This is a genomic window from Mesorhizobium sp. P2_B11, from assembly GCF_056404855.1.
The window spans coordinates 804,246-830,083 of sequence record NZ_JBFUDF010000003.1 but is presented as its reverse complement, the minus strand read 5'-3'; the positions used below and the strand labels follow the sequence as shown (position 1 = coordinate 830,083).

At 63.1% G+C, this 25,838-nt stretch carries 22 protein-coding genes and 1 riboswitch; of the genes, 10 read left to right on the top strand and 12 right to left on the bottom strand.

What is annotated here, in order from left to right:
• Positions 1 to 18 precede the first annotated feature (18 nt).
• The 3 genes from dnaE to AC1DYJ_RS12590 form a co-directional block, all read right to left on the bottom strand.
• Positions 19 to 3,516: a DNA polymerase III subunit alpha gene (gene dnaE / locus AC1DYJ_RS12600; protein ID WP_477281743.1), complete on the bottom strand. Its 3,498-nt coding sequence runs from the start codon at positions 3,514 to 3,516 to the stop codon at positions 19 to 21.
• A gap of 193 nt (positions 3,517 to 3,709) precedes the next feature.
• Positions 3,710 to 4,246 (bottom strand): dihydrofolate reductase family protein, encoded by a 537-nt coding sequence (locus AC1DYJ_RS12595; RefSeq protein WP_477281215.1) that lies wholly within the window; start codon positions 4,244 to 4,246, stop codon positions 3,710 to 3,712.
• Between the two features lie 23 nt (positions 4,247 to 4,269).
• Positions 4,270 to 6,282: an acetyl-CoA carboxylase biotin carboxylase subunit gene (locus tag AC1DYJ_RS12590; protein ID WP_477426085.1), complete on the bottom strand. Its 2,013-nt coding sequence runs from the start codon at positions 6,280 to 6,282 to the stop codon at positions 4,270 to 4,272.
• Between the two features lie 273 nt (positions 6,283 to 6,555).
• On the opposite strand from AC1DYJ_RS12590, the gene AC1DYJ_RS12585 reads away from it, so the two are divergent.
• The 7 genes from AC1DYJ_RS12585 (at position 6,556) to AC1DYJ_RS12555 (ending at position 11,680) form a co-directional block, all read left to right on the top strand.
• A complete protein-coding gene (locus tag AC1DYJ_RS12585) occupies positions 6,556 to 7,683 on the top strand; it encodes an S-(hydroxymethyl)glutathione dehydrogenase/class III alcohol dehydrogenase (protein WP_224691851.1) in 1,128 nt (375 codons plus the stop codon).
• Positions 7,683 to 7,955, top strand: coding sequence for a hypothetical protein (locus AC1DYJ_RS12580; RefSeq protein WP_477281211.1), 273 nt, complete (start codon positions 7,683 to 7,685; stop codon positions 7,953 to 7,955). Before AC1DYJ_RS12585 ends, AC1DYJ_RS12580 begins: the two co-directional genes overlap by 1 nt.
• A 22-nt stretch (positions 7,956 to 7,977) precedes the next feature.
• Positions 7,978 to 8,547, top strand: coding sequence for an S-(hydroxymethyl)glutathione synthase (gfa, locus tag AC1DYJ_RS12575; RefSeq protein ID WP_477281209.1), 570 nt, complete (start codon positions 7,978 to 7,980; stop codon positions 8,545 to 8,547).
• A 63-nt stretch (positions 8,548 to 8,610) separates the two neighbouring features.
• Positions 8,611 to 9,078 carry a YaiI/YqxD family protein gene (locus tag AC1DYJ_RS12570; RefSeq protein WP_477281207.1) on the top strand — a complete coding sequence of 156 codons (468 nt, stop codon included), beginning with the start codon at positions 8,611 to 8,613 and terminating at the stop codon, positions 9,076 to 9,078.
• A 124-nt stretch (positions 9,079 to 9,202) separates the two neighbouring features.
• Positions 9,203 to 9,883 carry a DUF1345 domain-containing protein gene (locus tag AC1DYJ_RS12565; protein WP_477281205.1) on the top strand — a complete coding sequence of 227 codons (681 nt, stop codon included), beginning with the start codon at positions 9,203 to 9,205 and terminating at the stop codon, positions 9,881 to 9,883.
• A gap of 143 nt (positions 9,884 to 10,026) precedes the next feature.
• Positions 10,027 to 10,887, top strand: coding sequence for a cytochrome b/b6 domain-containing protein (locus AC1DYJ_RS12560; RefSeq protein WP_477281203.1), 861 nt, complete (start codon positions 10,027 to 10,029; stop codon positions 10,885 to 10,887).
• A gap of 1 nt (position 10,888) precedes the next feature.
• Positions 10,889 to 11,680 (top strand): molybdopterin-binding protein, encoded by a 792-nt coding sequence (locus tag AC1DYJ_RS12555; RefSeq protein ID WP_477281201.1) that lies wholly within the window; start codon positions 10,889 to 10,891, stop codon positions 11,678 to 11,680.
• 74 nt (positions 11,681 to 11,754) lie between these two features.
• Here the strand turns inward: AC1DYJ_RS12555 and AC1DYJ_RS12550 are convergent, their stop codons facing one another.
• Positions 11,755 to 12,174, bottom strand: a complete 420-nt coding sequence (locus tag AC1DYJ_RS12550) for a hypothetical protein (RefSeq protein WP_477281199.1) — start codon at positions 12,172 to 12,174, stop codon at positions 11,755 to 11,757.
• Positions 12,175 to 12,398: 224 nt separating this feature from the next.
• Entirely contained in the window at positions 12,399 to 13,400 is a 1,002-nt protein-coding gene (locus AC1DYJ_RS12545) for a hypothetical protein (protein ID WP_477281197.1), read from the bottom strand.
• A gap of 399 nt (positions 13,401 to 13,799) precedes the next feature.
• Positions 13,800 to 13,886: riboswitch (glycine riboswitch) on the top strand.
• Between the two features lie 149 nt (positions 13,887 to 14,035).
• Between AC1DYJ_RS12545 and gcvT the strand changes: the two genes are divergently transcribed.
• From gcvT to gcvP, 3 genes are read left to right on the top strand one after another with little or no spacing between them, the layout of a single operon-like run.
• A complete protein-coding gene (gene gcvT, locus AC1DYJ_RS12540) occupies positions 14,036 to 15,136 on the top strand; it encodes a glycine cleavage system aminomethyltransferase GcvT (RefSeq protein WP_477281195.1) in 1,101 nt (366 codons plus the stop codon).
• A 6-nt stretch (positions 15,137 to 15,142) separates the two neighbouring features.
• Positions 15,143 to 15,511 carry a glycine cleavage system protein GcvH gene (gene gcvH, locus AC1DYJ_RS12535; protein WP_477281193.1) on the top strand — a complete coding sequence of 123 codons (369 nt, stop codon included), beginning with the start codon at positions 15,143 to 15,145 and terminating at the stop codon, positions 15,509 to 15,511.
• A 17-nt stretch (positions 15,512 to 15,528) separates the two neighbouring features.
• Positions 15,529 to 18,339 (top strand): aminomethyl-transferring glycine dehydrogenase, encoded by a 2,811-nt coding sequence (gene gcvP / locus AC1DYJ_RS12530; RefSeq protein WP_477426083.1) that lies wholly within the window; start codon positions 15,529 to 15,531, stop codon positions 18,337 to 18,339.
• A 12-nt stretch (positions 18,340 to 18,351) separates the two neighbouring features.
• Here gcvP and AC1DYJ_RS12525 read toward each other — a convergent pair whose 3' ends face one another.
• The 7 genes from AC1DYJ_RS12525 to AC1DYJ_RS12495 all read right to left on the bottom strand — a co-directional run bounded on the left by AC1DYJ_RS12525 (position 18,352) and on the right by AC1DYJ_RS12495 (position 25,820).
• Positions 18,352 to 19,524 carry a GGDEF domain-containing protein gene (locus tag AC1DYJ_RS12525; protein ID WP_477281190.1) on the bottom strand — a complete coding sequence of 391 codons (1,173 nt, stop codon included), beginning with the start codon at positions 19,522 to 19,524 and terminating at the stop codon, positions 18,352 to 18,354.
• A gap of 161 nt (positions 19,525 to 19,685) precedes the next feature.
• Positions 19,686 to 20,156, bottom strand: coding sequence for a hypothetical protein (locus tag AC1DYJ_RS12520; protein WP_477281188.1), 471 nt, complete (start codon positions 20,154 to 20,156; stop codon positions 19,686 to 19,688).
• Between the two features lie 147 nt (positions 20,157 to 20,303).
• Positions 20,304 to 21,131: a PA3715 family protein gene (locus AC1DYJ_RS12515; protein WP_477281186.1), complete on the bottom strand. Its 828-nt coding sequence runs from the start codon at positions 21,129 to 21,131 to the stop codon at positions 20,304 to 20,306.
• 119 nt (positions 21,132 to 21,250) lie between these two features.
• Positions 21,251 to 22,216 carry a type II secretion system F family protein gene (locus AC1DYJ_RS12510; protein ID WP_477281184.1) on the bottom strand — a complete coding sequence of 322 codons (966 nt, stop codon included), beginning with the start codon at positions 22,214 to 22,216 and terminating at the stop codon, positions 21,251 to 21,253.
• 1 nt (position 22,217) lies between these two features.
• Positions 22,218 to 23,183 (bottom strand): type II secretion system F family protein, encoded by a 966-nt coding sequence (locus AC1DYJ_RS12505; protein WP_477281182.1) that lies wholly within the window; start codon positions 23,181 to 23,183, stop codon positions 22,218 to 22,220.
• A 4-nt stretch (positions 23,184 to 23,187) separates the two neighbouring features.
• Positions 23,188 to 24,609 (bottom strand): CpaF family protein, encoded by a 1,422-nt coding sequence (locus AC1DYJ_RS12500; RefSeq protein ID WP_477281180.1) that lies wholly within the window; start codon positions 24,607 to 24,609, stop codon positions 23,188 to 23,190.
• The gene (locus AC1DYJ_RS12495; RefSeq protein WP_477281178.1) at positions 24,606 to 25,820 is read right to left on the bottom strand and encodes a CpaE/TadZ family protein; all 1,215 of its coding nucleotides are present in this window, start codon (positions 25,818 to 25,820) and stop codon (positions 24,606 to 24,608) included. Before AC1DYJ_RS12495 ends, AC1DYJ_RS12500 begins: the two co-directional genes overlap by 4 nt.
• Between the last annotated feature and the right edge of the window lie 18 nt (positions 25,821 to 25,838).

Sequence of the window (25,838 nt, the reverse complement as noted above, 5' to 3'; positions counted from 1 at the left end):
ATCAGGCGGTCCTGGATATTACACCAGTTCCACTTCCACCACACCCGGCACCGCGCGCATCGCAGAGGCGACCTGCGGCGAGATGCGGTAGCGGTTGGGCAATTCGATCTCGACCTCGCCCTGCCCGGCCTCCTTGATCAGCACGAAGCTGACCTGGCCTTCGCCCTTCACCGCCAGCTGGCCGGCCAGCATGCCGATCGGAGCGGCGTCGCGCACGAAAATGCGCAGCGCCTTCTGGATGCGGCTGGCCTCATCCTCCAGCGACTGCACGGTCTGGATGCGCAGATTGACGCCTTCGGGCCGGTCTTCGGCCGAAACCGTGATCACCACCGAACGTCCGGGCTCGAGCAGGTCGCGATATTGCGCCAGCCCCTCGGAAAACAGCACGGCTTCATACTGGCCCGATGTGTCGGAAAAGGCGATGACGCCCATCTTGTTGCCGGTGCGCGTCTTGCGCTCCTGCTTGGTGGTGACCGTACCGGCCAGCCGCCCGGCGGCAGCCCCGCGTTTGACGGCAGCCGAGAACTCGCCCCAGTTCTGCACCCGCATCTTCTGCAAGGCGGCCTTGTATTCATCGAGCGGATGCGCCGAGAGATAGAAGCCGACCACCTGGAATTCGCGGTGCAGCCGGTCGGCTGCGAGCCACGGATCGGTCTGCGGCAAATTGAGCGCCTGCGACTGCGCGCCCAGCGACGCGCCGAAAATGTCCGCCTGGCCGGAGACCGCATTCTGCTGCGCCAGCGAGGCCAGCCCCATCATCCGTTCGACGCCGGCCACCATCTGGGCGCGGTCATGGCCGAAGCAATCCAGCGCGCCAGCCATGATCAGGCTTTCGAAGACGCGCTTGCCGACAATCTTCGGGTCGACCCTTTCGCAGAAATCGGCGAGGTTCTTGAACGGCTTTTCGCCGCGCATCGCGACGATATGCTCGACCGCCGCGTCGCCAACCCCCTTCAGCGCCGCAAGCGAATAGTAGATGCGATTCTCGCCGACTTCGAAATTGCGGAAGCTGGTCATCACCGACGGCGCCACCACCTCGATACCGAGCCGCAGCGCATCCTGACGGAAATCGGCGAGTTTGTCGGTGTTGCCCATGTCGAGCGTCATCGACGCCGCCAGGAATTCGACCGGGTAATGCGCCTTGAGAAAGGCGGTCTGGTAGGAAACCACGGCGTAGGCCGCCGCGTGCGATTTGTTGAAGCCGTAGTCGGCGAACTTGGCCAAGAGGTCAAAGATGAAGTCGGCCTGCGGCTTGCCGACGCCGCGCTCGACGGCGCCGGAGACGAAGCGCTCGCGCTGCTTGTCCATCTCGGCGCGGATCTTCTTGCCCATGGCGCGGCGCAGCAGGTCGGCTTCGCCGAGCGAATAGCCGGACAGCTCCTGCGCGATCTGCATCACCTGTTCCTGGTAGACGATGACGCCTTGCGTCTCTTTCACCAGATGGTCGATCTTGGGATGGATCGAGGCCATCTCCTCCTCGCCATGCTTTCTGGCGTTGTAGGTCGGGATGTTCTCCATCGGACCGGGACGGTAGAGCGCCACTAGCGCGATGATGTCCTCGATGCAGTCGGGCCGCATGCCGATCAGCGCCTTGCGCATGCCGGCACTTTCCACCTGGAACACGCCGACCACTTCGCCGCGCGACAGCATGGCGTAGGTGTCGGGATCGTCGAGCGGGATCGTCGCCAGATCGATCTCGATGCCGCGGCGGCGGATCAGCTTCACCGCTGTTTCCAGCACGGTCAGTGTCTTCAGGCCGAGGAAGTCGAATTTTACCAGCCCGGCCTGCTCGACATATTTCATGTTGAACTGGGTGACCGGCATGTCCGATCGCGGATCGCGGTACATCGGCACCAGCTCCGACAGCGGCCGGTCGCCGATGACGATGCCGGCAGCGTGGGTCGAGGCGTGCCGGTAGAGGCCTTCCAGCTTCTGCGCCATGTCGAGCAGCGTCTGCACGATCGGTTCTTTCTCGGCCTCCTCGGCAAAGCGCGGCTCGTTGGCGATGGCGTCCGCCAGCTTGACCGGATTGGCCGGATTCTGCGGCACCATTTTGGAGAGCTTGTCGACCTGGCCGTAGGGCATCTGCAGCACACGGCCGACGTCGCGCAGCACCGCGCGCGCCTGCAGCGTACCGAAGGTGATGATCTGTCCCACCTGGTCGCGGCCGTATTTCTGCTGGACGTAGCGGATGACCTCTTCGCGCCGGTCCTGGCAGAAGTCGATGTCGAAGTCGGGCATCGACACGCGGTCCGGGTTGAGGAAGCGCTCGAACAGCAAGGAGAACCGTAGCGGGTCGATGTCGGTGATGGTGGTGGAATAGGCAACCAGCGATCCGGCGCCTGAACCGCGGCCCGGCCCGACCGGAATGCCTTGCGCCTTCGCCCATTTGATGAAGTCGGCAACGATCAGGAAGTAGCCGGGGAATTTCATCTTCTCGATGATGGAGAGCTCGAAATCGAGCCGCTCGCGATACTGCTCGACCGTATAACCGGCAGTGGGTCCATGCGCCGCCAGCCGCGCCTCCAGCCCCTCTTGGGCCTGGCGGCGCAGTTCGTCGGCCTCGGCCTTCAGCGCCAACTCATTGTCGGCGACGTCGCCGCCGGTAAAGCGCGGCAGGATCGGGTTGCGGTTCTTGGGATAGTAGGAGCAGCGCAACGCGATCTCGACGGTGTTGTCGACCGCTTCCGGCAAATCGGCGAACAGCCTTGCCATATCGGCCTGGCTGCGCAGGAAATTATCCGCTGTCAGCCGGCGGCGGTTGTCGGCGGCGACGACCGAACCCTCGGCAATCGCGATCAGCGCGTCATGTGCGTCATAGTCGTCGCGGGCGGAAAAGAACGCCTCATTGGTGGCGACCAGCGGAAGGTCATGGACATAGGCTAGATCGACTGTCGATTTCTCGATGGCGCGGTCATAGCCGGAAACCCGATCCAGCTCGACATAGAGCCGGTCGCCAAACAGCGCCTTGAGCGCCAGCAACCGCGCTTCGGCGAGGTCGCGGCGGTCCTCCTTCAGGGCCCGGCCGATCGGGCCGCGCGGGCCACCGCTGAGGCAGATCAGGCCATCGCTATGGCCCTCCAGCATTGCTGACGTCAGATGCACAGGCTCGCCCGGCGGCGTCTCCAGATAGACCTGGCTGACCAGCCTGACCAGATTGGCGTAGCCGGCCTCGGTGGCGGCGAGCAGCACCACGGCATGCATATCCGGCCCAGTGCGGCGGCGGTCGCGCTGCGCGTCACTGGTCTCGCCGGAAAAGGCGAGATCGATCTGGCAGCCGATGATCGGCTGGATACCCTCTTTCACCGCTTTTTGCGCGAACTCCAGCGCGCCGAACAGATTGTTGGTGTCGGTGATGGCAATGGCCGGGCACTCGTCCTTGACGGCATGACCGACAACGGCGGCGACCTGCAAGGCGCCTTCGAGCAGCGAATAGGCCGAATGCACGCGCAGATGGATGAACGGCCGCGCCGGCCTTTCGGGCCGGCTCGCCCTTTCAATGGCTTCCTTTTTCAACGGATCGCGTGTCGTTGTTGCGTCTGCCACCCGTTCAGGCCCTGCTGGTGTTTGAGAATCTCGGTTTGAGGCTAATCTAGTCGTCCGCCGCACCGACTGCCAGCGAAACGACCCTCCGTCCCCCAAAACTACGATGCTCCACTACGGCTAGCCGTACGCGCCTTGCCGGTGTCTTGCCGGGAAATCCACGCGATCAAGCCGGAACGTATGTCAGCCTGATTACGTCCTCATCAACGCGGTCGGTGGACACAAGACGCAGAGGTGGCCTCGGCCCGGCGAAGAATGGCTTGCCGTGGCCAAACACGACGGGGTGGAGGTAGAGCCGGTATTCATCTATCAGGCCGAGGTCGGTGAGGCTTCGCGCGAGATCCGGCCCGGAAACGGTAATCTCTCCAAGCAGTTGAGCCTTCAACCCGCGTATCACTTTCTCCAGGTCACCCTCGACCAAGGTGGCGTTGGGACCGACCGATTTAAGCGAACGCGATACAACCCATTTTGGTTGGCGCCGCCACACCGCCGCGAAATCGCGTTGCGCCGCGCCCCATTCGGGACGGTCTTCATCCCAGTACCGCATCGTCTCATACATGCGCCGGCCATACACACTGCCGGAGAGGTCGCGTACGTGCCGGGTCCAGTGATCGAACAGCGTGGGGCTCGTCTTCATGTCATCATGATCATGATCGACATAGCCATCCAGGGACTGGTTCATTCCAAAGACGAGCTTCGCCATGTCCAAATCTCCACGCCGAATTCTCAGGCGAACTCCATGATCACCGCGTCGACCGCAAGGCTGTCGCCCGGCTTGGCGTTGAGCTTCGACACGACCAGATCACGATCGGCGCGCAGCACGTTTTCCATCTTCATTGCCTCGACCACGGCCAGCGTTTCGCCGGCCTTGACCTCCTGCCCTTCGACAACAGCAATCGACACGACCAGCCCCGGCATCGGGCAAAGCAGCATTTTCGAGGTGTCCGGCGCCACCTTCTCCGGCATCAGCCTTTCCAGCTCCGCGGTTCGCGGCAACATGGCGCGTGCGTTCACCGACATGCCTTTCCAGGCGATGCGCAGGCCATTCGGCAGCGGCCGAATCTGCGCTGTGACCTTCCGGCCACCGACCGTGCCGCGCCAGATCAGATCGCCCGGCCGCCAGTCGGACGTCACTGTCAGCGCCTTGCCACCATCGACCGACAGGTCGATTTCCATCGGGATGGAGATCATGCCCTCAAGAATCGAAGCCTTGAGATAATCCTCGCCGATCTTCACCACCCAGTCGCGCTTGAGCGCGCCCGAATGCGGCGCCAGCCGCCCGCCTAAGCGATCGAGCCGGTCGCGGCGCAGAAGCTCGACCGCGGTGGCGATCGCCGCCAGCACCGCCTTCTCGTCCTCATCGGGCACGATCGGCGCAAAGCCGTCGGGATATTCCTCGGCGATGAAGCCGGTCGATATCCGCCCCTCGCGCCAGCGCGGATGCTGCATCAGTGCCGCCAGGAACGGGATGTTGTGCTCGATGCCGTCGACGACGAACCTGTCGAGCGCCTCCGACATGGCATCAATCGCCTCGATACGAGTCGGCGCCCAGGTGCAGAGTTTGGCCACCATCGGGTCATAGAACATCGATATCTCGGAGCCTTCGGTGACGCCGGTGTCATTGCGGATGACGATGTCGCCGAACGTGCCTTCCTCCGGCGGCCGGTAGCGCGTGAGCCGGCCGATCGACGGCAGGAAGTTGCGGTAAGGATCCTCGGCGTAAAGCCGGCTTTCCACCGCCCAGCCGTTCAGTTTGACGTCGCTTTGCTTCAAAGCCAGCTTGTCGCCGGCGGCGATGCGGATCATCTGCTCGACCAGATCGATGCCGGTGATGAGCTCCGTCACCGGATGCTCGACCTGCAATCGTGTATTCATTTCAAGGAAATAGAAGTTCTTTTCAGCATCGACGATGAACTCGACGGTGCCGGCGCTCTGGTAGTCGACGGCCTTGGCCAGCGCCACGGCCTGCTCGCCCATCGCCTTCCTGGTTTTGGCATCGAGGAATGGCGACGGCGCCTCTTCCGCCACCTTCTGGTTGCGGCGTTGGATCGAGCATTCGCGCTCGCCGAGATAGAGCGCGGTGCCGTGCGCGTCGGCCAGCACCTGGATTTCGATATGGCGCGGATCGACAACGAATTTCTCGATGAAGACGCGGTCGTCGCCGAACGAGCTTTTGGCTTCCGAGCGCGCCCGGTCAAAACCGTCGCGCACTTCCGACTGGCTCCAGGCGATGCGCATGCCCTTGCCGCCGCCGCCGGCCGAGGCCTTGATCATCACGGGATAGCCGATCTCGCCGGCGATCTTTTCCGCATGGTCGGCATTTTCGATGACGCCAAGCCAGCCTGGCACGGTCGAAACTTTTGCCGCGTTGGCGAACTTCTTCGATTCGATCTTGTCGCCCATCGCCTTGATCGCCTTGGGCTTTGGGCCGATGAAGACGATGCCTTCCGCCTCCAGCACCTCGCAGAAGGCGGCCCGCTCCGACAGAAAGCCGTAGCCGGGATGCACGGCCTGCGCGCCCGTCTCCTTGCAGGCGGCGATAATCTTTTCCGGCAGGAGATAGCTTTGCGCGGCGGGCGACGGCCCGATATGCACGGCTTCGTCGGCCATTTCGACATGCACGGCGTCGCGGTCGGCATCGGAATAGACCGCGACGCTGGCAATCCCCATCCTGCGCGCCGTCTTGATCACGCGGCAAGCGATCTCGCCGCGATTGGCGATCAGGATTTTCGTGAACATCGAAGGCGTTTCCTCAGGTCTTTCGTCCTTCTTATGGGCTTCGGCAGCCGGGCTCAAGCACTGCTCGAGGGACGGCAGCGTTCAGCTTGCGAAGGAGCGGCTAAGCCTGCCGATACGATCTTGCGGGAACCGGTTGGAGTGGCGGCGGAAAATTGAACGAATGATTTTGCGCCATCACATGATTTTGCGTCATCGTTCGTCGTCAAAGCGGGTTGAAACAGTATGAAAATGCTGAAACCCTTGGAGCCAAAATCGCATGGGAGGAATTGTCTGATGAAAACCCGCGCCGCAGTCGCTGTCGCCGCCGGAAAACCGCTGGAGATCATGGAGGTCGACCTCGACGGACCGCGCGAGGGCGAGGTGCTGGTCGAGATCAAGGCGACCGGCATTTGCCACACCGATGAGTTCACGCTGTCGGGCGCAGATCCTGAAGGCCTGTTCCCGGCGATCCTCGGCCATGAGGGCGCCGGCGTCGTCGTCGATGTCGGCAAGGGCGTCACCTCGGTCAAGAAGGGCGACCACGTCATTCCGCTCTACACGCCGGAATGCCGGCAGTGCCCGTCCTGCCTGTCGCGCAAGACCAATCTGTGCACCGCCATCCGCGCCACGCAGGGACAGGGACTGATGCCGGACGGCTCGTCGCGCTTCTCGATCGGCAAGGACAAGATCTTTCACTATATGGGCTGTTCGACCTTCTCCAACTTCACCGTGCTGCCCGAGATTGCGGTGGCCAAGGTCAATCCCGACGCCCCCTTCGACAAGATTTGCTACATCGGTTGCGGCGTCACCACCGGCATCGGCGCCGTCATCAACACGGCCAAGGTCGAGCAAGGTGCGACCGCCGTCGTCTTCGGCCTCGGCGGCATCGGCCTCAATGTCATCCAAGGCCTGAAGCTGGCCGGCGCCGACATGATCATCGGTGTAGACCTCAACAACGACAAGAAGGAGTGGGGCGAACGCTTCGGCATGACGCATTTCGTCAATCCGAAGGAGATCGAAGGCGACATCGTCCCGCACCTCGTCAACATGACCAAGCGCGGCGCTGACCAGATCGGCGGCGCCGACTACACATTCGACTGCACCGGCAACACCAAGGTGATGCGCCAGGCGCTGGAAGCCTCGCATCGCGGCTGGGGCAAGTCGGTCGTCATCGGCGTTGCCGGCGCCGGCCAGGAGATCTCGACCCGGCCGTTCCAGCTCGTCACCGGCCGCACCTGGATGGGCACCGCCTTCGGCGGCGCGCGCGGCCGCACCGACGTGCCGAAGATCGTCGACTGGTACATGGACGGCAAGATCCAGATCGACCCGATGATCACCCATTTGCTGAAGCTGGAAGACATCAACAAGGGCTTTGACCTCATGCATGAGGGCAAGTCGATCAGGAGCGTGGTCGTCTACTAGTGAAAGAGGCCCAAATTCGTGTTCGTATCCGGTTCACCGACTGGGAGCGGTCGGATGTCCATCGAATACACAATTTCGGCGAGGATCTCTGGCGCAGCTTCAGAGGTAACAACCGCATCCAGATCGACCTGGGAGAGATCGATCAAGCGTTGGATGAAATCACCTTTCTCGTGCGCGACACTTTTTTGAAGAGGAGCCTGCCCGCGGTGCATCGCTTGCTAAAAGTGCACCTCATGGAAACTGAAGCGGTCATCGACACCGAAGCTGTATGACCGAAAACAAGGGAGGAAGAAAATGCCGGAAAAACTACATCCTAAGATCGACAATGGCTTGCCTAGGGAAAGCGCGAGCTTTGCCGGCGGTACGCTGGTCTGCGCCTGCACCAGCAAGCCGGTGAAGGTGAAGGTCAAGGGCCAGATCGCCCACAACCATGCCTGTGGCTGCACCAAATGCTGGAAACCAGAAGGCGCCGTGTTCTCGGTCGTGGCGGTCGCCGGCACCGGCGACGTCACCGTCACCGAGAACGGCGACAAGCTGAAAGTGGTCGACCCCTCGGCACTCATCCAGCGCCATGCCTGCACCGGCTGCGGTGTCCACATGCACGGGCCGGTCGAGCGCGACCATCCGTTCAAGGGCCTGTCCTTCATCCATCCCGAGCGCTTCCAGGAGGACGGCTGGTCACCGCCCGGCTTCACCGCCTTCGTCTCGTCGATCATCGAATCCGGTGTCGACCCGAAGCGCATGGACGGCATCCGCGGCCAGCTGAAGTCGATCGGGCTCGAGCCCTATGACTGCCTGAACCCCGGCTTGATGGACTATATCGCCACCTGGACCGCGAAGAAGTCGGGCGCACTGCCGGCCTGACAATACGAGATTTCTGACATGGGGCCGGGTAACATGCCGGCCCCATGTTCGTTTGGAGAGACAATGCCCGCACCTGCAATCTACGTCGACGCCGACGCCTGCCCGGTGAAAGCTGAGGTCGAAAAGGTCGCCGAGCGCCATAGCATCGTCGTCACTTACGTCTCCAATGGCGGGCTGCGTCCCTCGCGCGATCCGATGATCCGCAACGTCGTGGTCTCCAAAGGTGTCGACGCCGCCGACGATTGGATCGTCGACAATGCAAAATCCAACGACATCGTGATTACCGCCGACATTCCGCTTGCCGCCCGTGCGGTGGCGCTGGGCGCCCATGTGCTCGGTCCCACAGGTCGCCCGTTCACGCCTGAAACCATCGGCATGGCGGTGGCGATGCGCGATTTGAAGCAGCATCTGCGCGAGACCGGTGAGAGCAAAGGCTACAATGCCAGCTTTGCACCGCAGGACCGCTCGCGCTTCCTAGGCGAACTCGACCGTATCTTGCGGCGCGCGCTGAAATCCGTCACACCGGGCTAGAGCAATTCCAGGAAAAGTGTGAAGCGGTTTTCCGTCCGGAATTGCGTCAAAACAAAAAGATAGAGCCGTTCGCCGTTTCCGTGAAACGGTGAACTGATCTAGAAACGGCACCCGAGGCCGGCCCATGGCGACAGACATCCCCATCACGAACCCGCTGCACCGGCACAAGCAATTCCTGGTGTCGGCCTGCGTCGGTCTGCCGGCATTGGTTATCGCGCTGATCGCGGGCTTGCCGCTTGCCTATTCCGTCTCGGTCGCTGCCGACGCCTTCTTCGTCGTCTTCATTGCGCTGGTCCTCGCCAAGATGCCGCTGCTGTCCGGCCGCTATCTCAGCAAGAATGCGCGCGAGGTCGACCTGCCGGTGCTGAGCATTTTTGCCATCACGCTGGGCGTCGTCAGCATCGCCATTGTCCTGTTGTTCCTGCTGATCAACCACAAGGACCGCGACCCCATCGAGCTGGGTATCGCGATGCTGTCGATCCCGCTTGGCTGGTTCACCATCCATGCCATGGCCGCACTTCATTACGCGCACGTCTACTGGATGGACGGCGATGCGATCGATACCGAAACCAAGAAGAAAATGCCGGTCGGCGGCCTCGATTTTCCCGGCAGCAAACGGCCCGAAGGCTGGGATTTCCTCTATTTCGCGACGGTGATCGGCATGACCGCGCAGACGGCCGACACAGCGATCACGACCTCACACATGCGCCGCGTCGTGCTTGTCCATTCGATCCTGTCCTTCTTCTTCAACACGGTCATCGTCGCCGCCGTCGTCAATCTCGCCGTCAGCCTCGGCAATCCATAGCAATCCGTCCCGGTGTCAAAACCGTGGCCCGTAATAAAAACGTGATCGGATGAAACATCGCTTTCGATAGCGACGTATTGGGAGGAGAACGACAAGCGCGAGATCGCGCAGCCAGGAGACCAGGAAATATGGAATCCGTTGCCATGAGTCAGCCCAGCATCGGGGCTGATGCCACTACGCCGAAGGAGACGACCCTGATCTACCGGCAGTCGCGCTGGACGCGTCTGACGCATTGGCTGTGGGCCATCTCGCTGTTCTTCATGCTGTTGTCCGGCCTGCAGATCTTCAACGCCCGCCCGCAGCTCTATATCGGCAAGCAATCCGGTTTCGGCTACAACAACACCGTCTTTGCCATCGGCGCCGAAAACACCGCGACCGGCCCGCGCGGCTATACCGAAATCTTCGGCCATCGCTTCGACACCACCGGCGTGCTCGGCTGGTCGGGGCCGGTCGGGCAGCAGACCTCGCGCGCCTTCCCGTCCTGGGCGACGATCCCGTCCTACTACGACCTCGGCACCGCCCGCGTCGTGCATTTCTTCTTCGCCTGGATACTGACCACCACCTTGGTCGTCTGGCTGGTCGCCAGCCTGGTCAACGGCCACCTGCGCCGCGATCTGGCGCCGCGCCTGGACGACCTCAAGCGCTTGCCGCAGGACGTCATCGACCACGCCAAGCTCAGGTTTCACCACACCCGCGAATACAACACGTTGCAGAAAATGGCCTATGGCGGCGTGCTGTTCGTGCTGTTGCCGCTGATGATCATCACCGGCCTTGCCATGTCGCCGAGCATGAACTCGGTGCTGCCCTGGCTCAACGAGGTGCTCGGCGGAAGGCAGACGGCGCGCACCATCCATTTCACGGTGATGGTGCTGCTGGTCGGGTTTTTCATCATCCACATGCTGATGATCCTCGCTGCCGGCCCGATCAACGAGCTGCGTTCGATCCTCACCGGCTGGTACCGCACCGATCCGCCAACGCATGGCGACACCGAGAGGAGTGCGTAAGATGGCTAAATTCCAGATCAGCCGCCGCAAATTCCTGACCGGCGCCAGCCTCGGCGTTTCCGGCATCATGCTGTCGGGTTGCGATGCTTTCGACAGCCAGCTCGGCATGGGCGACGGCCTGCGCAGTTTCCTCGAAAACGCCAATGGCCTGACCTATCGCGCTCAGCGCCTGCTTGCCGGCCGCGATGCGCTGGCGCCGGAATTTTCCGAAGCCGACATCCGTCAGCCGCAGCGGCCGAATGGCGTCACCGCGCCCGACGACGACACCTACAAAGGCCTGCTCGCCAACAATTTCGCCGATTGGCGTTTGGAAGTGACGGGGCTGGTCGAAAAGCCGCTCTCGCTCAGCCGCGAGCAACTGCAGAACATGCCGAGCCGCACCCAGATCACCCGGCATGACTGCGTCGAGGGCTGGAGCTGCATCGCCAAATGGACCGGAACGCCGCTGTCGCTGGTGCTGGACCAGGCTGTGGTCAAGCCTGAGGCGCGCTACGTCATGTTCCATTGCCTCGACACGATCGACCGATCTCTCTCCGGCGATATCAAATATTACGGCACCATCGACCTGATCGACGCCCGCCACCCACAGACGATCCTCGCCTATGGCTTGAACGGCAAGCCGTTGCCGGTCGAAAACGGCGCGCCGCTGCGCGTTCGCGTCGAACGCCAGCTCGGCTACAAGATGCCGAAATATCTCTACAAGATCGAGTTGGTCGACAGTTTCGCCAGTGTCGGCGGCGGCCGCGGTGGCTACTGGGAAGACAATGGCTACGACTGGTATGGCGGGATTTGATCTTCGCGCCACGAAATGACGATCGGCCCGTGGGAGGCCACGAGCCGACCGGTTACGCCCTGCCCCAACCCCGCTCAATAGCCGGCGTAAATCCACTGGCAGTTGTTGTAGGAATCGCAGCTGTAGTACCAGTAACCGTCGCTGCGGGCCTGTTCGCCTGACGTGGCCATGCTTGCAACGGCGTCCGCCTTCTTTGCGTCGGCGCCCAGTTCCTTGGCCATCGCCGCCATCTTGCCGGCGTCGATGAATGTCGGCTTGCCGTCCGTCATCTTGGCGCCTTGCTCGGCCACCGGTCCCGCCTCAGCCAGCATTCTGGCGGCAACCAGCATCGCCTCTCCATCTTTGTCGGCCTTGGCGATGTTGGCCAACGCGACCGCCGTCTCGACTTTGGTGCGCGCGTCGGCCTGTTTTTCCGGCGTGATTCCGCCGGCGAAAGCCGTCGAGCCAAGGCCGACGGCAAATGCAACCGCAAGCGCTTTACGAAGCATATTCATGTAGTGTTCTCCCCAAGAGTGGACGTCCCCACTCAAGGGTAGAGCAGTTTCATCGCCGAAGAACCCTGTCGAAACTGACAGGGTGTTTTCCGGCTTGCCAAAATCTGGAGCAATTCCAGGAAAAGTGTGAGCGGTTTTCCGTCCGGAATTGCAAAAAAAAAAGAGGTAGAGYGGTTCGCCGTTTCCCCGAAACGGTGAAACGTTCTGGCGGCGACGCTCGTCGGTCAGGCCACCTTGTCGAGAAGTGGCTTGAGCGCCGGATGGATCTCCGGAGAGGCGTGCTTGATCAGCGTCAGCAGCGCGCGCTCATTGTCGTGCAGCGGGCGGTCGGTGCCGATGCGTTCGGCCAGCCATTTCGCCTCTTCGGCGTCGATCGTTTCGGCCCGGCGCGCGAGCGCCTCGGCGGCGCGGTTCTTCGATTCCCACTCGGCCTCGATATCGCCGGGCGAACGATAGGCCTCCATGATGCCGGCGAGCCCGCCCGACACCATGCGGCTGAAGAACCCGCCGATCTCGGGTTCGGCCTGTTCGTAGAAGGAATCCCTGCGCAAGGCAGCCTCGCGCGTCGGCGCTTCGTAGCCGGCCGAACACATCACGAAATTGGCAATCGCCTTGACGAACAGCTCGTTCCAGGACGGATCATTGCCGGCGGCGGAAGTCTGCTCGTTGATCCTGAACAGCACCTCGGCCTCGGTGCGGGTGATGGCGATGTTTCCGTCGCCACCGTAAGCGTAGAGGATGCGGCGCAGCAGGTCGACCTCGGCCTTGGCGACCAGTCCGGGAACCAGCGCGCCACCGAGCATCAGCGGTCCCTTGCCGTCGACCACGGCATGGGCGACCTGTTCCAGCGCATAGGCGGACAGCCGGCCGGGCGATGATTTCGCCTTCTCCAGAACGTGCACCAGCAGCTCCAGCTCGGTCACGCTGTCGACCATGCCGTCGCGCGAAATCGTCTTGATCAGCCAGTCGGCATTGTCCTGCGAGATATAGCCGGCCGGCTTTTCCTGATGGACGATGTAATCGGTGACCGCTTCGACGAAGAAGGGCGGCCATTCCTGGCATTTGTCCGTTGCCGTCGCGTCGAGCGCGAACAACGCCTCGGCCTCGCCGCGGCTCACCACGCCGTCGGCGAACACGTCGCGACGCAACATGACGACATCTTGCGCCGTGATGCGATCCTTCGCACTCAGCCCCGCCACCGGCGCGCTCCCGATCCCTTCGCCCATCTGTCAGTCCCCGTCCGCTGCATCCCCAGAGTCATTGCCTTCAAAATATCAGCAGTGTCTTGAAAAACCGGCAAACGGCGTGGTTAGCGAAGACTTGCCAACCCCTGAGCGCTGTAAGGTGTATCGAGATTCAGGTCAGGCCGAGTCGGAAATGATGGTCTCCGAGAACCGGAGCGGAGCGTACTCAAGTACGAGAGCACCGGCCTACGCCGGCCGTAGCCTTAACTGCCACCACTCTCATGAATGCATGCTTCGGCCGGCGAAGGCCGGAAGCGCAGGAGGCCAGCGTTTGCTGGCCGGCCTCACCTGAATATCGATACACCTTTGATGTCGCAGGCAGGTGACAAGGAGTCGCCGACAAGCTATGGATGGCGCGTCGAGGGCTCAGGGTCTGAGTCCTACCTGTTTGCGGGAGAGAGCAGCGTGAGCTGCCGCCGAAGGGGAAATCGCCCGAAATCTCTCAGGCAAAAGAACCGTAGACGGGAAAGACACTCTGGAAAGTCGGGGCTTGCCCCCGCGCCGAAGGTGTAAGCGTCGCCGACAGAGTTCCGGTTGCGCGAGTCTCTCAGGCTTCAGACAGAGGGGCACGGACTGGTCGCCAGCAGCGGCCGATTGCGTGCGACTCTGGAGATGACATGACGGGCGACGACACCAAACACCTACCCCTCGAAGATTTGCACAGCGCAGCCGGCGCGCGCTTCGGCGCCTTTGCCGGCTGGTCGATGCCGCTGACCTATCCGGCGGGCGTGATGAAGGAGCACCTTCACACCCGCGAACATGCCGGGCTGTTCGACATTTCGCATATGAAGCTGTTCGAAGTCAGCGGACCGGGCACTGTCGCGCTGCTCAACCGCGCCTGCCCGCTCGATGCCGGCGCGCTCGACATCTCCCAGTCGAAATACACCTTTTTCCTCAACGAGGCCGGCGGCATCATCGATGACCTGATCGTCACCCGGCTCGGCGACAGCAGGTTCATGGTCGTCGCCAATGCCGGCAATGCTGTCGAGGACGAGAAGCATCTGCGCGCCCTGGCCGCGGATTTCGACGTGAAAGTCGATGCGCTCGACCGCGTCTTTCTCGCCATTCAAGGCCCGGAAGCCTGGGCCGCCCTGTCGCGCGCCGGCATCGAAACCGGCTCGCTGCTGTTCATGCACGGCATCGAGCCGAAGCAGAACTGGTTCATGAGCCGCTCCGGCTATACCGGCGAGGACGGCTTCGAGATCGGCCTGCCGGAAGCGGATGCGCGGGCTCTGGTTGCAAAGTTGCTCGAGGACGAGCGCGTGCTGTGGATCGGCCTTGCCGCCCGCGACTCGCTGCGGCTCGAGGCCGGCCTCTGCCTGCACGGTCAGGACATTACGCCGGAGTTCGACCCGGCCAGCGCCGGCCTGATGTGGGCAATCCCTAGGGATATCAGAGCCAGCGGATCCTTCATCGGCGCCGACGCCTTGCGCTCGATCCTGGAACGTGGCCCGGCGCAAAAGCGTGTCGGCCTGAAGCCGGAAGGCCGCCAGCCGGTGCGCGCCGGTGCTGCCCTGTTCGACGCCGACGGCAATCCGGCGGGCCATGTCACATCAGGCGGCTTCGGCCCCTCGGCCGGTCATCCCGTCGCCATGGGCTACGCCACAACGGCCTTGGCCAAGCCAGGCACAAAACTCTTCGCCGATGTTCGTGGGACGAAAATCCCGATCGATATCAGTTCCTTGCCCTTCACTCCTCATCGCTACCGCAAAGGATAAATCCCGATGGCAAAAACCTATTTCACCGCAGATCACGAATGGCTGAGCGTCGAGGGCGGCATCGCCACCGTCGGGATCACCGACTATGCGCAGGAACAACTCGGCGACCTCGTCTTCGTCGAACTGCCGCAAATCGGCACGAAGTTGAGCAAGGGCGATACCGCCGTGGTCGTCGAATCCGTCAAGGCGGCCTCCGACGTCTATGCGCCGGTCGACGGCGAGATCACCGACGCCAACGGCGCGCTGTCCTCGGACCCGTCGCTGGTCAACTCGGCCGCGACCGGCGCCGGCTGGCTGTGGAAGATGAAGCTCGCCGACGAAGGCCAGCTCGCCGGCCTCATGGATGAGGCCGCCTACAAAGCCCATATCGGTTGATATCAGGAACGATTGCAATGAGCGCAGCACTTACCCCCTTCTCGGCCCGCCATATCGGTCCGGGCGTTAACGACGTCAGAGCCATGCTTGCCGTGATCGGCGTTCCCTCTGTCGAGACGCTGATCAGCCAGGCCGTGCCACAGTCGATCCGCCTCGACCTGCCGCTGACCCTGCCCGCACCGGCGAGCGAAGCCGAAGCGTTGGCCGAATTGGCAGCGACCATGGCGAAGAACACAGTGCTGAAGAGCTTCATCGGCGCCGGTTACCACGGTGTGCACGTGCCGCCGGTCATCCAGCGCAATCTGTTCGAGAACCCGGCCTGGTACACCGCCTACACGCCCTACCAGGCCGAGATCAGCCAGGGCCGCCTGGAAATGCTGTTCAACTTCCAGACCCTGGTCACCGAATTGACCGGCCTGCCGGTGGCATCGGCCTCGCTGCTCGATGAAGCCACTGCCGTCGCCGAAGCGGTCGGCATCGCCTTGCGCCATCATCGCGACAAGCGCACCAAGGTGGYGCTGGCCGGCACGCCGCACCCGCAGACACTCGATGTCGTGCGCACCCGTGCCGAGCCGCTCGGCATCGAGATCGATGGCGAAGCCATCGACGACAACACCGCCGCCCTGCTCGTCTCCTGGCCGGACACGTTTGGCGTCTATGGCGACCACAAGGCGGCGATCGACAAGGCCCGCGCCACCGGTGCGGTCGTCGTCTTCATCGCCGATCCGCTTGCGCTCACACTGACCGACGCACCGGCCAAGCTCGGCGCCGACATCGCCGTCGGCCCGATGCAGCGCTTTGGCGTGCCGATGGGCTTTGGCGGCCCGCACGCCGCCTATTGCGCCGTCTCCGACAAATTGACCCGGCTGATGCCTGGCCGTCTCGTAGGCCAGTCCACCGACAGCAAGGGCCGTCCTGGCTATCGCCTCGCCCTGCAGACGCGCGAACAGCATATCCGCCGCGACAAGGCGACCTCCAACATCTGCACCGCCCAGGCGCTGCTTGCCAACATGGCGACGGCCTACGCGATCTGGCATGGCCCCACCGGCCTGCAAGCCATTGCTGCGCGCATCCATGAGCTCGCCAACCGCCTTGCGGCGGGCCTGAAGGCCGCTGGTGTTTTCGTGCTCGGCTCAAGCCGCTTCGACACGGTCACAGTCGAGGTGAAGGGCAAGGCAGCTTCGATCGACGGTGCCGCTGAAAAGGATGGCCGGTTGCTGCGGGTCATCGATGCCGACCGCATCAGCATCGCCTTCGACGAGACCTCGACCGAGGCGGATCTCGAGGCCATCGCCGCCCTGTTCGGCGCCAAGCCAGGCCCTGCCGAGGCCGGCACGATGCCCGGCAAGCCGCGCGGCAAGGAATTCCTCACCCAGCCGGTCTTCCGCGAGAACCACTCCGAGACCGACATGATGCGCTTGCTGCGCCGGTTGGCCGACAAGGATCTGGCGCTCGACCGCACCATGATCCCGCTGGGCTCCTGCACCATGAAGCTCAACGCGGCGGCCGAAATGATGCCGGTCAGCTGGCCGAGCGTCGCCAATCTGCATCCCTTCGCACCGGCCAGCCATTCGGCCGGCTATCGCGCCATGGTCGGCGAACTGGAGGGATGGCTGTCGGAGATCACCGGCTTCGACGCCGTCAGCCTGCAGCCCAATGCCGGCAGCCAGGGCGAATATGCCGGCCTGCTCGCCATCCGCGCCTATCACCGCGCGCGCGGCCAAGGCCATCGCACCGTCTGCCTGATCCCCTCCTCCGCCCATGGCACCAATCCGGCGAGTGCGGCGATGGCCGGCATGAATGTCGTCGTCGTGCGTTGCCTGGAAGACGGCAACATCGACATGGACGATATGCGGGCCAAGGCCAACGAGCATTCGAAGAATCTCGCCGCGCTGATGTTCACCTATCCTTCGACGCACGGCGTCTACGAAGAAGGCGCGCGCCACCTCTGCGCCCTGATCCATGAGCATGGAGGCCAGGTCTATTTCGATGGTGCCAACCTCAACGCGCTGGTCGCGCTGGCGCGGCCCGCCGACATCGGCGCCGACGTCTGCCATATGAACCTGCACAAGACCTTCTGCATCCCGCACGGCGGCGGCGGTCCGGGCGTCGGCCCGATCGGCGTCAGGGCGCATCTCCAGCCTTATCTGCCGGGTCATGTCACCGAGGGGTCGGCACATGCAGTGTCGGCAGCACCGTTCGGCAGCGCCTCCATCCTGCCGATCACCTGGATGTACATTCGCATGATGGGCGCCGCCGGCCTGAAGCAGGCGACGGAAACCGCCATCGTCTCGGCCAACTACGTGGCGACCCGCCTCGCGCCACACTTCCCGCTGCTCTACAAGGGCCGGCACGATCGCATCGCGCACGAATGCATCCTCGACACGCGTGTGCTCAAGGAAAGCGCCGGCATCAGCGTCGACGACATCGCCAAGCGCCTGATCGACTACGGTTTCCATGCACCGACCATGTCGTTCCCGGTCGCCGGCACGCTGATGGTCGAGCCGACCGAGTCCGAGCCCAAGCGCGAGCTGGATCGCTTCTGCGAGGCGATGATCGCCATCGCCGGCGAGGCAGCGAAAGTGGCAAAGGGCGAATGGCCGCTCGAGGACAACCCGCTGGTCAACGCCCCGCACACGGCGGCCGAAGCGCTTGCCGGCCAGTGGACGCATCCTTATTCGCGGCTGGAAGCGGCCTACCCTGCCGGCGACGCCGATACCGCAGCCAAATACTGGCCGCCGGTGTCGCGCATCGACAATGTCGCCGGCGACCGCAACCTCGTCTGCTCCTGCCCGCCGCTGTCGGAATATCTCGGCGCCGCCGAGTAACACTCTGACCTGTCAGGCAGAACGCAAGGCCGGCCCGTCGGCCTTGCTCACACGGTCACGGACAAGCACGCGGTTTCGCCCTGCGTTCTTGGCCGCGTAGAGCGCCTTGTCGGCCTCGGCCAGCACGTGGTCGAGGCTGCTGCCGGCCTCCTCGCCAAAGCCGATGCCGCCGCTGACGGTGCTGCGCAGCGGACCGCGCGGCGTCGGCACCACTTCGGTACCGAACGCGACGCCGATCTTGCTGGCGAGATCGTAGGCCTTGTCCTCGGTCATCCGCGACATGACCAATGCGAATTCCTCGCCGCCCAGCCGGAAGGCGTCGACGCCGGCCCTGTCATACTTCTTGATGATTGCGGCGAAGCGGCACAGCACCCGGTCGCCGACCGGATGACCATAGACATCGTTGGTCCGCTTGAAATGATCGAGGTCGAACATGGCGACCGACATGAACGGACCGAAGACGCGCTCGCCATAGAGTGAATTCAAAGCCCGCCGGTTCATCAGGCCAGTCAGCGGGTCGGTCATGGTCTCGGCCTTCAATTCGATCTGCGCCTGCAAATGGTGCAGCGACAGCGTCAGCGCGCCGAGCGCCGTCATGCAGGCGACCGCGACGACGGAATTCAGCCGCTCGGCCCAATTGTCGGGCGCAACGCCAAGCACCCACTGGCCCTTGACCAGAAGCACCGCGCCGCAGAGCCCGAAGGACAGCGCGCAAACGCCGCTCAGCGCCGAGACGACCAGGAGAATGCCGCGGTCATGACCGCCGCCCTTGATCCAGAACATCATCCCGATCGAGGCGAGCAGCACCGTTACCGTCGCATAGGTGAGGATAAAGCCGGCACCGTCGAAACCGAGATAGGTCACGCCTGCGCAGATCGCCATCGCAAGCAGGGCCGGCAGCACGGCGCGACTGTAATTGCGCACGCCGAGATACTGCATGGCCGAAAGCGAAAGGGTAAGGAAACCGAGGCTGAGCAGCGCCAGCGCTGCCTGGCAAAGCCAGGGGTTGGGCTCCCTTGTGTAGCGCCAGAAGACGATGACATGGGCGACAAGCACCAGGATGCCGCACGCCACCGTCAACACGAAGCGCGCCCGCGGCGCCGTGAACCAGATCGCAAACATGGTAACACTGAGGCATGTGCCTGACAGCGCAGCCGCCAGCAGGAGCGAACTGAAATCCAGCATGGATAAACGGTAGCCTTTGGGGATCGACTGTTGCACTGCATCATAGGCATGCAGCCGACCGGAGATACCGTTTTTGGCCGGGCTTCCAGTGCAACTTTCCGACAGGGTTTACAAACCGTCGATAGATAACGGCAGATGCCACAAACGACGGTTGCGAAGCCTCAGCCCTTGTTGAGCAGCGCCAGATTGGCGTTGACAACGGTCGGGTCGGCCATGCCCGCCCTAGCTTCCATCAGCAGCGCTCTCGCCTTCTTCTTGTTGCCGCGCAGCAACTGCGAATAGCCCATATTGTTGATGATCTGCGGCTTGCGCCCGGCAACCTTCAACAGCTGGTCGTAGGCACGGTCGGCGAAGTCGAAGCGGCCGAGCTCGTCATAGGACGCGGCCAGCCCCATCCAGCCCTCGGCACTGTCGGCCTTCAACTCCACAGCCTTGCGGAAATGCTGTTCGGCAAGGCCGTAATTGGCGTCGCGGAACTGCGCCTTGCCTTGCGCCAGGTCGGACGTGCTAACGTCCTTTGCCGCCGGTTGGATCGATGTGGTCTTGGTCTTGTCGACGTTCTCCGTCGTACAACCGCTGACCGTCAGGACGGCCGCTAGCGCGGCCATTGCCGTGAAACTTCTGTGACGCATGCCCCTGGCCCCAATCGCCCGATTTACCGGGTCATTCTCTGGAGATCATGTGTACAGGAGAGCGATTAAGCTTCGGTGCTGAAATGCACTGAAAATTTGGTTTCCGGCATACCAGCCATTAACCACCAGGCCGCAACAGCCGCGTTGTCAGGGCTCCATCGCCTTGAGCGCCTCCGGAACCGGATAGCGGCTGCCGTCATAGCGCAGCCGGTAGGTCCGCGTCACGGACTTGCCGGGATGCGACTGGCACTCGCCATTCTTGTCGATCGCGGGTTCATCGGTATCCGTCCGCTCGACCACGCTGATGTCGCGATAACCGTGATGGCTCGCCCGGCTCATCGCCAGGCTAACCTGGCTGGAATGAAAGGATCCGGCGCAACTGGCATCGCCTTCGCCGCCAAAGCCAGCCACGACCAGGCCGTCGAGCACCAACCGCAGGGCATCGTCGTCCACGGCATAGAGCCGCAGGGCGGTTTCTCTGTAGGGATTGGGCTGCGAATGGTTTGCCCTGTCGATGCGCAGGCCGAAGGCGGTGATCTCGGGCGCCAGCCTATAGCGGCCGGTATCGAATTCGACCTTGCGGATGGCGATGGCATCGTCGGTCACGGGTTGGAGCAGGCGCTGGCGCACCTGCTGGGTATTCCTGTCGACGACCAGAATCTCCACATCGCCGACATGCCTGTCGCTGGGTTGGGCGCTGTCGATCAGCGGCACCGCAACCAACAGCAGATCGTCATGGGCAGGCCAGATCTTGCAGACCAGGCCTGGCGAATCGTAGTCGTATTGTGGGGATGCCAGGGAGATGCTGGTGTGGGGTTCAAGCGTGAACGAGTCGCCGTCGGCGGTCATTCGGGCCTTGGGATAGGCCTGCTGCACGAGAGCGGCAGCATCGCCGCAGTCGCCGGCTGCAGCCTGGGCAGGCGACAAGCCGGCCGTGGCAAGGCTGAGCAGGACGGTGCACAAGACTATTCGCATTGGCTGATTACTCATTTCCTGGTTTACCGAAGTGGCCACGCTAGCCGTGTCCCGCGAAATCCAGGCAGAGCTAATTGAAGTGCGTAACCGCAGGAAGTCGCCTGACAGCTCGGACGTATCTACGGCGCGGTAGTCATTTTGACGATGATCGGGATGACGGCGATCATCAGCACCACCGGCAGGATGCATACCACCACCGGCACCGACATCTTGGCCGGCAAGGCATGTGCCTTTTCCTCGGCCAGCGACATGCGCTTGTGACGCATTTCGTCGGAGAACACGCGCAGCGCCCCGGCCAGGCTGGTGCCGAGTTCCTTGGACTGCTGCAGGAGCGTGGCGAAGGAGCGCACCTCGTCCAGGCTGAGGCGGTCGGCAAGCGCCTTCAAGGCATCGTCGAGGCTGCGGCCCGCCCTCAGTTCCAGCGACACCAGTTGCAGGTTCTGGCTGAGCGACGGATAGGTCTTGGCCAGTTCCTTCGAGACGCGCTCGATGCCGGCTTCCATGCTCATGCCGGCATCGGAGCAGACGATCATCAAATCCATGAAGTCGGGAAAGCCGTTGCGGTATTCGCGCATCTTTTCCCGCACCTTCTGGCTGAGCACCAGGCCGGGCAGAAAATAGCCGGCGGCTCCCGACAGGATGATGAAGGCCCAGCGGCTGGTCGTGGTGGAATCGGCGCTCGCCATCCACTGATTGACCAGGAACGCGCCGATCGCTGCGCCCACGAGGCAGGCGAAGCGGATCAGGAAGAATGTGCCGACGGCGCGCGGCTCCATATAACCCGCCTGGATCAGCTTCATGCGCAGCCGTGCGACATTTTCCGGATCGCTCTTGGCGTAGAATTCCTGCGCCCGCTTCACCGCTTTCTCGCGCACGACGCTCTGGCTTTTCCTCGGCGCCGCCTCGACCTGTTCGGGAGCCTTCGTGTCGTCGACCTTGAGCCGGCGCTTGAGATCGTTGCGGTCGCCTTTGGCCACCACCAGCGGCCATGCCACCGCGCCACCGCCCATCGCCAGGAGCAGCGCGGCCACCGGCATCATCGACGTCGGCGCCAGCGAGGCGAGGAACTGGATCACCTGTTCCATCTCAGAACCGGAAGTTAGACATCTTGAACATGATGATGTTGCCCAGCATCAGCCATGTCACCGAACCGCCCAGCAAATACCAGGTCTTCGGCACGTCCCAGACGCTTTGATAGAATTGCGGCATCAGCACCATGATGGCGGTAAAGAGCAGCGCCGGCACCGCCGTCAGGATATAAGCCGACATACGGCCTTCGGTTGAAATGGCGCGCACCTTGCGGCGCAGCTTGCCGCGCTCGCGGATCGTCGTCGACAGCCCGTCGAGGATCTCGCGCAGATTGCCGCCCGAACTCGTCTGGATCGACACCGCGGTGACGAACAGCGGCAGATCCTCCTGGCCGACCCGGTCGAACAGTGAATTCAACGCCGAAACCAGGTCGGAACCATAGGTGACCTCGTCGGAGATGACGCCGAACTCTGAGCCGATCGGATCGGGCATCTCGCGCGACACCATGGAGATCGCCACCGGAACCGGATGCCCGGCCTTGAGGCCGCGCGTGATCAGCTCCAGCGCCTCCGGCAGTTGCACGCCGAACCGCTTCACCCGCCGGCTGCGCATGGTACGCAACACCAGCACCGGCAGCAGTGCTGCGAGCATCACAAACAGCAAGATGGCGAGCAGCAGCGGCAGACCGTACCAGATCGCGGTGAGCATCAGCGCCAGCGCCACGCCCGTCGTGATGGTCAGGAACCTCGGCACAGGCATCACCATGCCCGACTGCGTGCGCAAGGCGCGAAAACGATCGGGCGAGAACAACGACGTGCCGGCGTCCAGGCCGCGCTCCTTGCGCAGCTGGATCAGCACCTGTTCCTGGCTGATCTTGTTTTCCTGCAGCTTCATGCGCCGGTTGATCGCCGTGCGTTTGTCGCTGCGGCCGGCATAAAGCAGATAGCAGCCTTCGGCGATCATGATGCCGGTCAGCGCTGCCGCGGCATAGACGACATAGATCGGACTGAAACTCTCGAACACGCCGCTACTCCTGCGGCCGGCCGGGTTCGAAATATCTGCCGGGGAATTCGATGCCCATATTGCGCAGATCCTCAAGAAAGCGCGGGCGAATGCCGGTCGCTTCATAGTGCCCGAGAATGGTGCCGTCGGCCTCCATGCCGGTACGCACGAAGCGGAATATCTCCTGCATCTGGATGACGTCGCCTTCCATGCCAGTCACCTCGGCGACGCTGGTCACCTTGCGCTTGCCGTCGGACAGGCGCGTCAGCTGGACGATAAGATCGAGCGCGCTGGCGATCTGGCTGCGGATCGACTGCACCGTCATTGGCATGCCGGTCATACCCAGCATCTGCTCGAGACGTGAAATGGCGTCGCGCGGCGTGTTGGCGTGGATGGTCGCCATCGAACCTTCATGGCCGGTGTTCATCGCCTGCAGCATGTCGAAGGCCTCCTCGCCGCGGCACTCGCCGAGGATGACGCGGTCGGGGCGCATGCGCAGCGCATTCTTGACCAGGTCGCGCTGCTTCAGCTCGCCATGACCTTCGATGTTGGCCGGGCGCGTTTCCATGCGCGCGACATGCGGCTGCTGCAATTGCAGTTCGGCCGCGTCTTCGATGGTGATCAGCCGCTCGTCTTCCGGAATGAAGGCCGACAATGCGTTGAGCATCGTCGTCTTGCCGGTGCCGGTACCGCCCGAGATGATGGTGGTCTTGCGGGCATGCACGGCGGCGGCCAGCACCTCGGCCATATTCTGGGTGATGGCGCCGAACTCGACCAGCTTGTGCAGGCCGAGCTTGTTCTTGGAAAACTTGCGGATCGACACCAGCGGCCCGTCGACGCCCACCGGCCGGATGGCGGCGTTGAAGCGTGAGCCGTCGAGCATGCGGGCGTCGACCATCGGCTGCGATTCATCGACCCGACGACCGACGGCGGCGACGATCTTGTTGATGATGCGCAACAGGTGCGCCTCATCCTTGAACGGGATGTGGACCTGCTGCAGCTTGCCGCGTTTTTCGACGAAGCAGTTCTGGTGGCCGTTGATCAGGATATCGTTGATGTCGGGGTCCTTGAGCAGCGGCTCCAGCGGGCCGAGGCCGACCATCTCGTCGACGATGTCGTCGACCAGCGCCTCGAGCTCGACGGTGTTGATCGCCATCCGCTCCTGACGGGTCTTTTCCGACACGAATTCCTGCACCTGCCGGCGCATCTCGTCCTTGGGCAGGCGCTCCAGCGCGACAAGGTTGATTTCCTCGAGCAGCATACGGTGAATGCGCACGCGGGCGTCGAGCACCTTGTTGGCGCTTTTGGCGGGTGTCGCATCCGGTTTCGGCGGCAAGGCCTTGCGGATCGTCGGAATGACCACCGCATGATGCGCGACCGGCCCCGCATCGGCCGGCTTCAGCGGGCGGACGTCACGGTTCTGCAAGGTCGAGAAGCGGCTGGTCATCCGGCTTTCCTCTTCAAGAGGCCCCTGCCCATACTGAACAGCGAGCGCGATTTCTCGGGCGTCGCGACCGCTTCTTCCGGAAGGATGATTTTCTTAAGATCGTTGACGACATTGGCGTTCGGGTCGATCTCATGCAGCGGCACGCCGCGRTCGACCGCCTCGCGCACCAGCCGATAGTTGTTGGAGATGCCGCCGACGAAATGCTCGCCGAGGATTTCCTGCACATCCGCATGCTTGATGCCGTTGTCGAACATCTTCTGTTCGAAGCGGTTGACGATGACGTTCGGCTTCACTTCCTTGCCGGCTGTCTCGTAGACCGCCTGGATCAGCCGCTGCGTATGGCGCAGGCACGGCACCGTCATTTCGGCGACGATGTAGAGCTTATTGGAGCCGAGCAGCACCGTCTCCGTCCACGGAAACCAGGTGCGCGGCATGTCGATGACGACATTGTCGAAATAGGCCGAGACGAGATCGAGCATGCGCACCACGACATCGGTCTTGAACGAGCGCATTTCCGACGGACGCGTCGGCGCCGCCAGCACGCAGAGCCCGCTGGCATGCTTGGACAGCATCACGTCCAGCAGCTGCCGATCGAGGCGCTCGGGCTGGTTCTCGATTTCGGTGATGTCGAAGCGCGGCTCGAGGTCGAGGTATTCGGCGCAGGCGCCTTGCTGGAAATTGAGGTCGACCACGCAGGTCGACGCGCCGCGCGTCACCGAATGATGCAGCTGGAAGGCGGTCTGCAGTGCCAGCGTCGTGGTTCCGACGCCGCCGGCGGCCGGCATGAAGGTGTAGATCTGCGACTCGGTGTTTTCCTCGCGTCCCGGCCCTTGCAGCGCGCGCACGACCGAACGCACCAGATCGGCCGTGGTGATCGGCTTGACCAGGAAATCGGCGACCTGGAGCTGCACCAGGATGCGCACCGCGGCGGCGTTGAACTCCTGGGTAACGACGACGACCGGAACCCGGCCTTCGAGCCGGCGCATGATGCGCTGCAGTGACTCGATCTCTTCCAGCTTTGCCGCATCCATGTCGACGATGAGCGCGCCGAAATCGGCTTCCTGGACCTCGCCGCGCAGTTCGGAAATATTCTTCTCGACGGTCGAGAGCTGGATCACCTCCGAGGCCGCGAACGCGGTGCGCGTATCCTGCACAAAGGTCCGGTCGCTGGACACCAGCAGGATTTTCTTGGTCTTGATGCCGCTTGCCATTTTGTCAGCCTGTCAGGT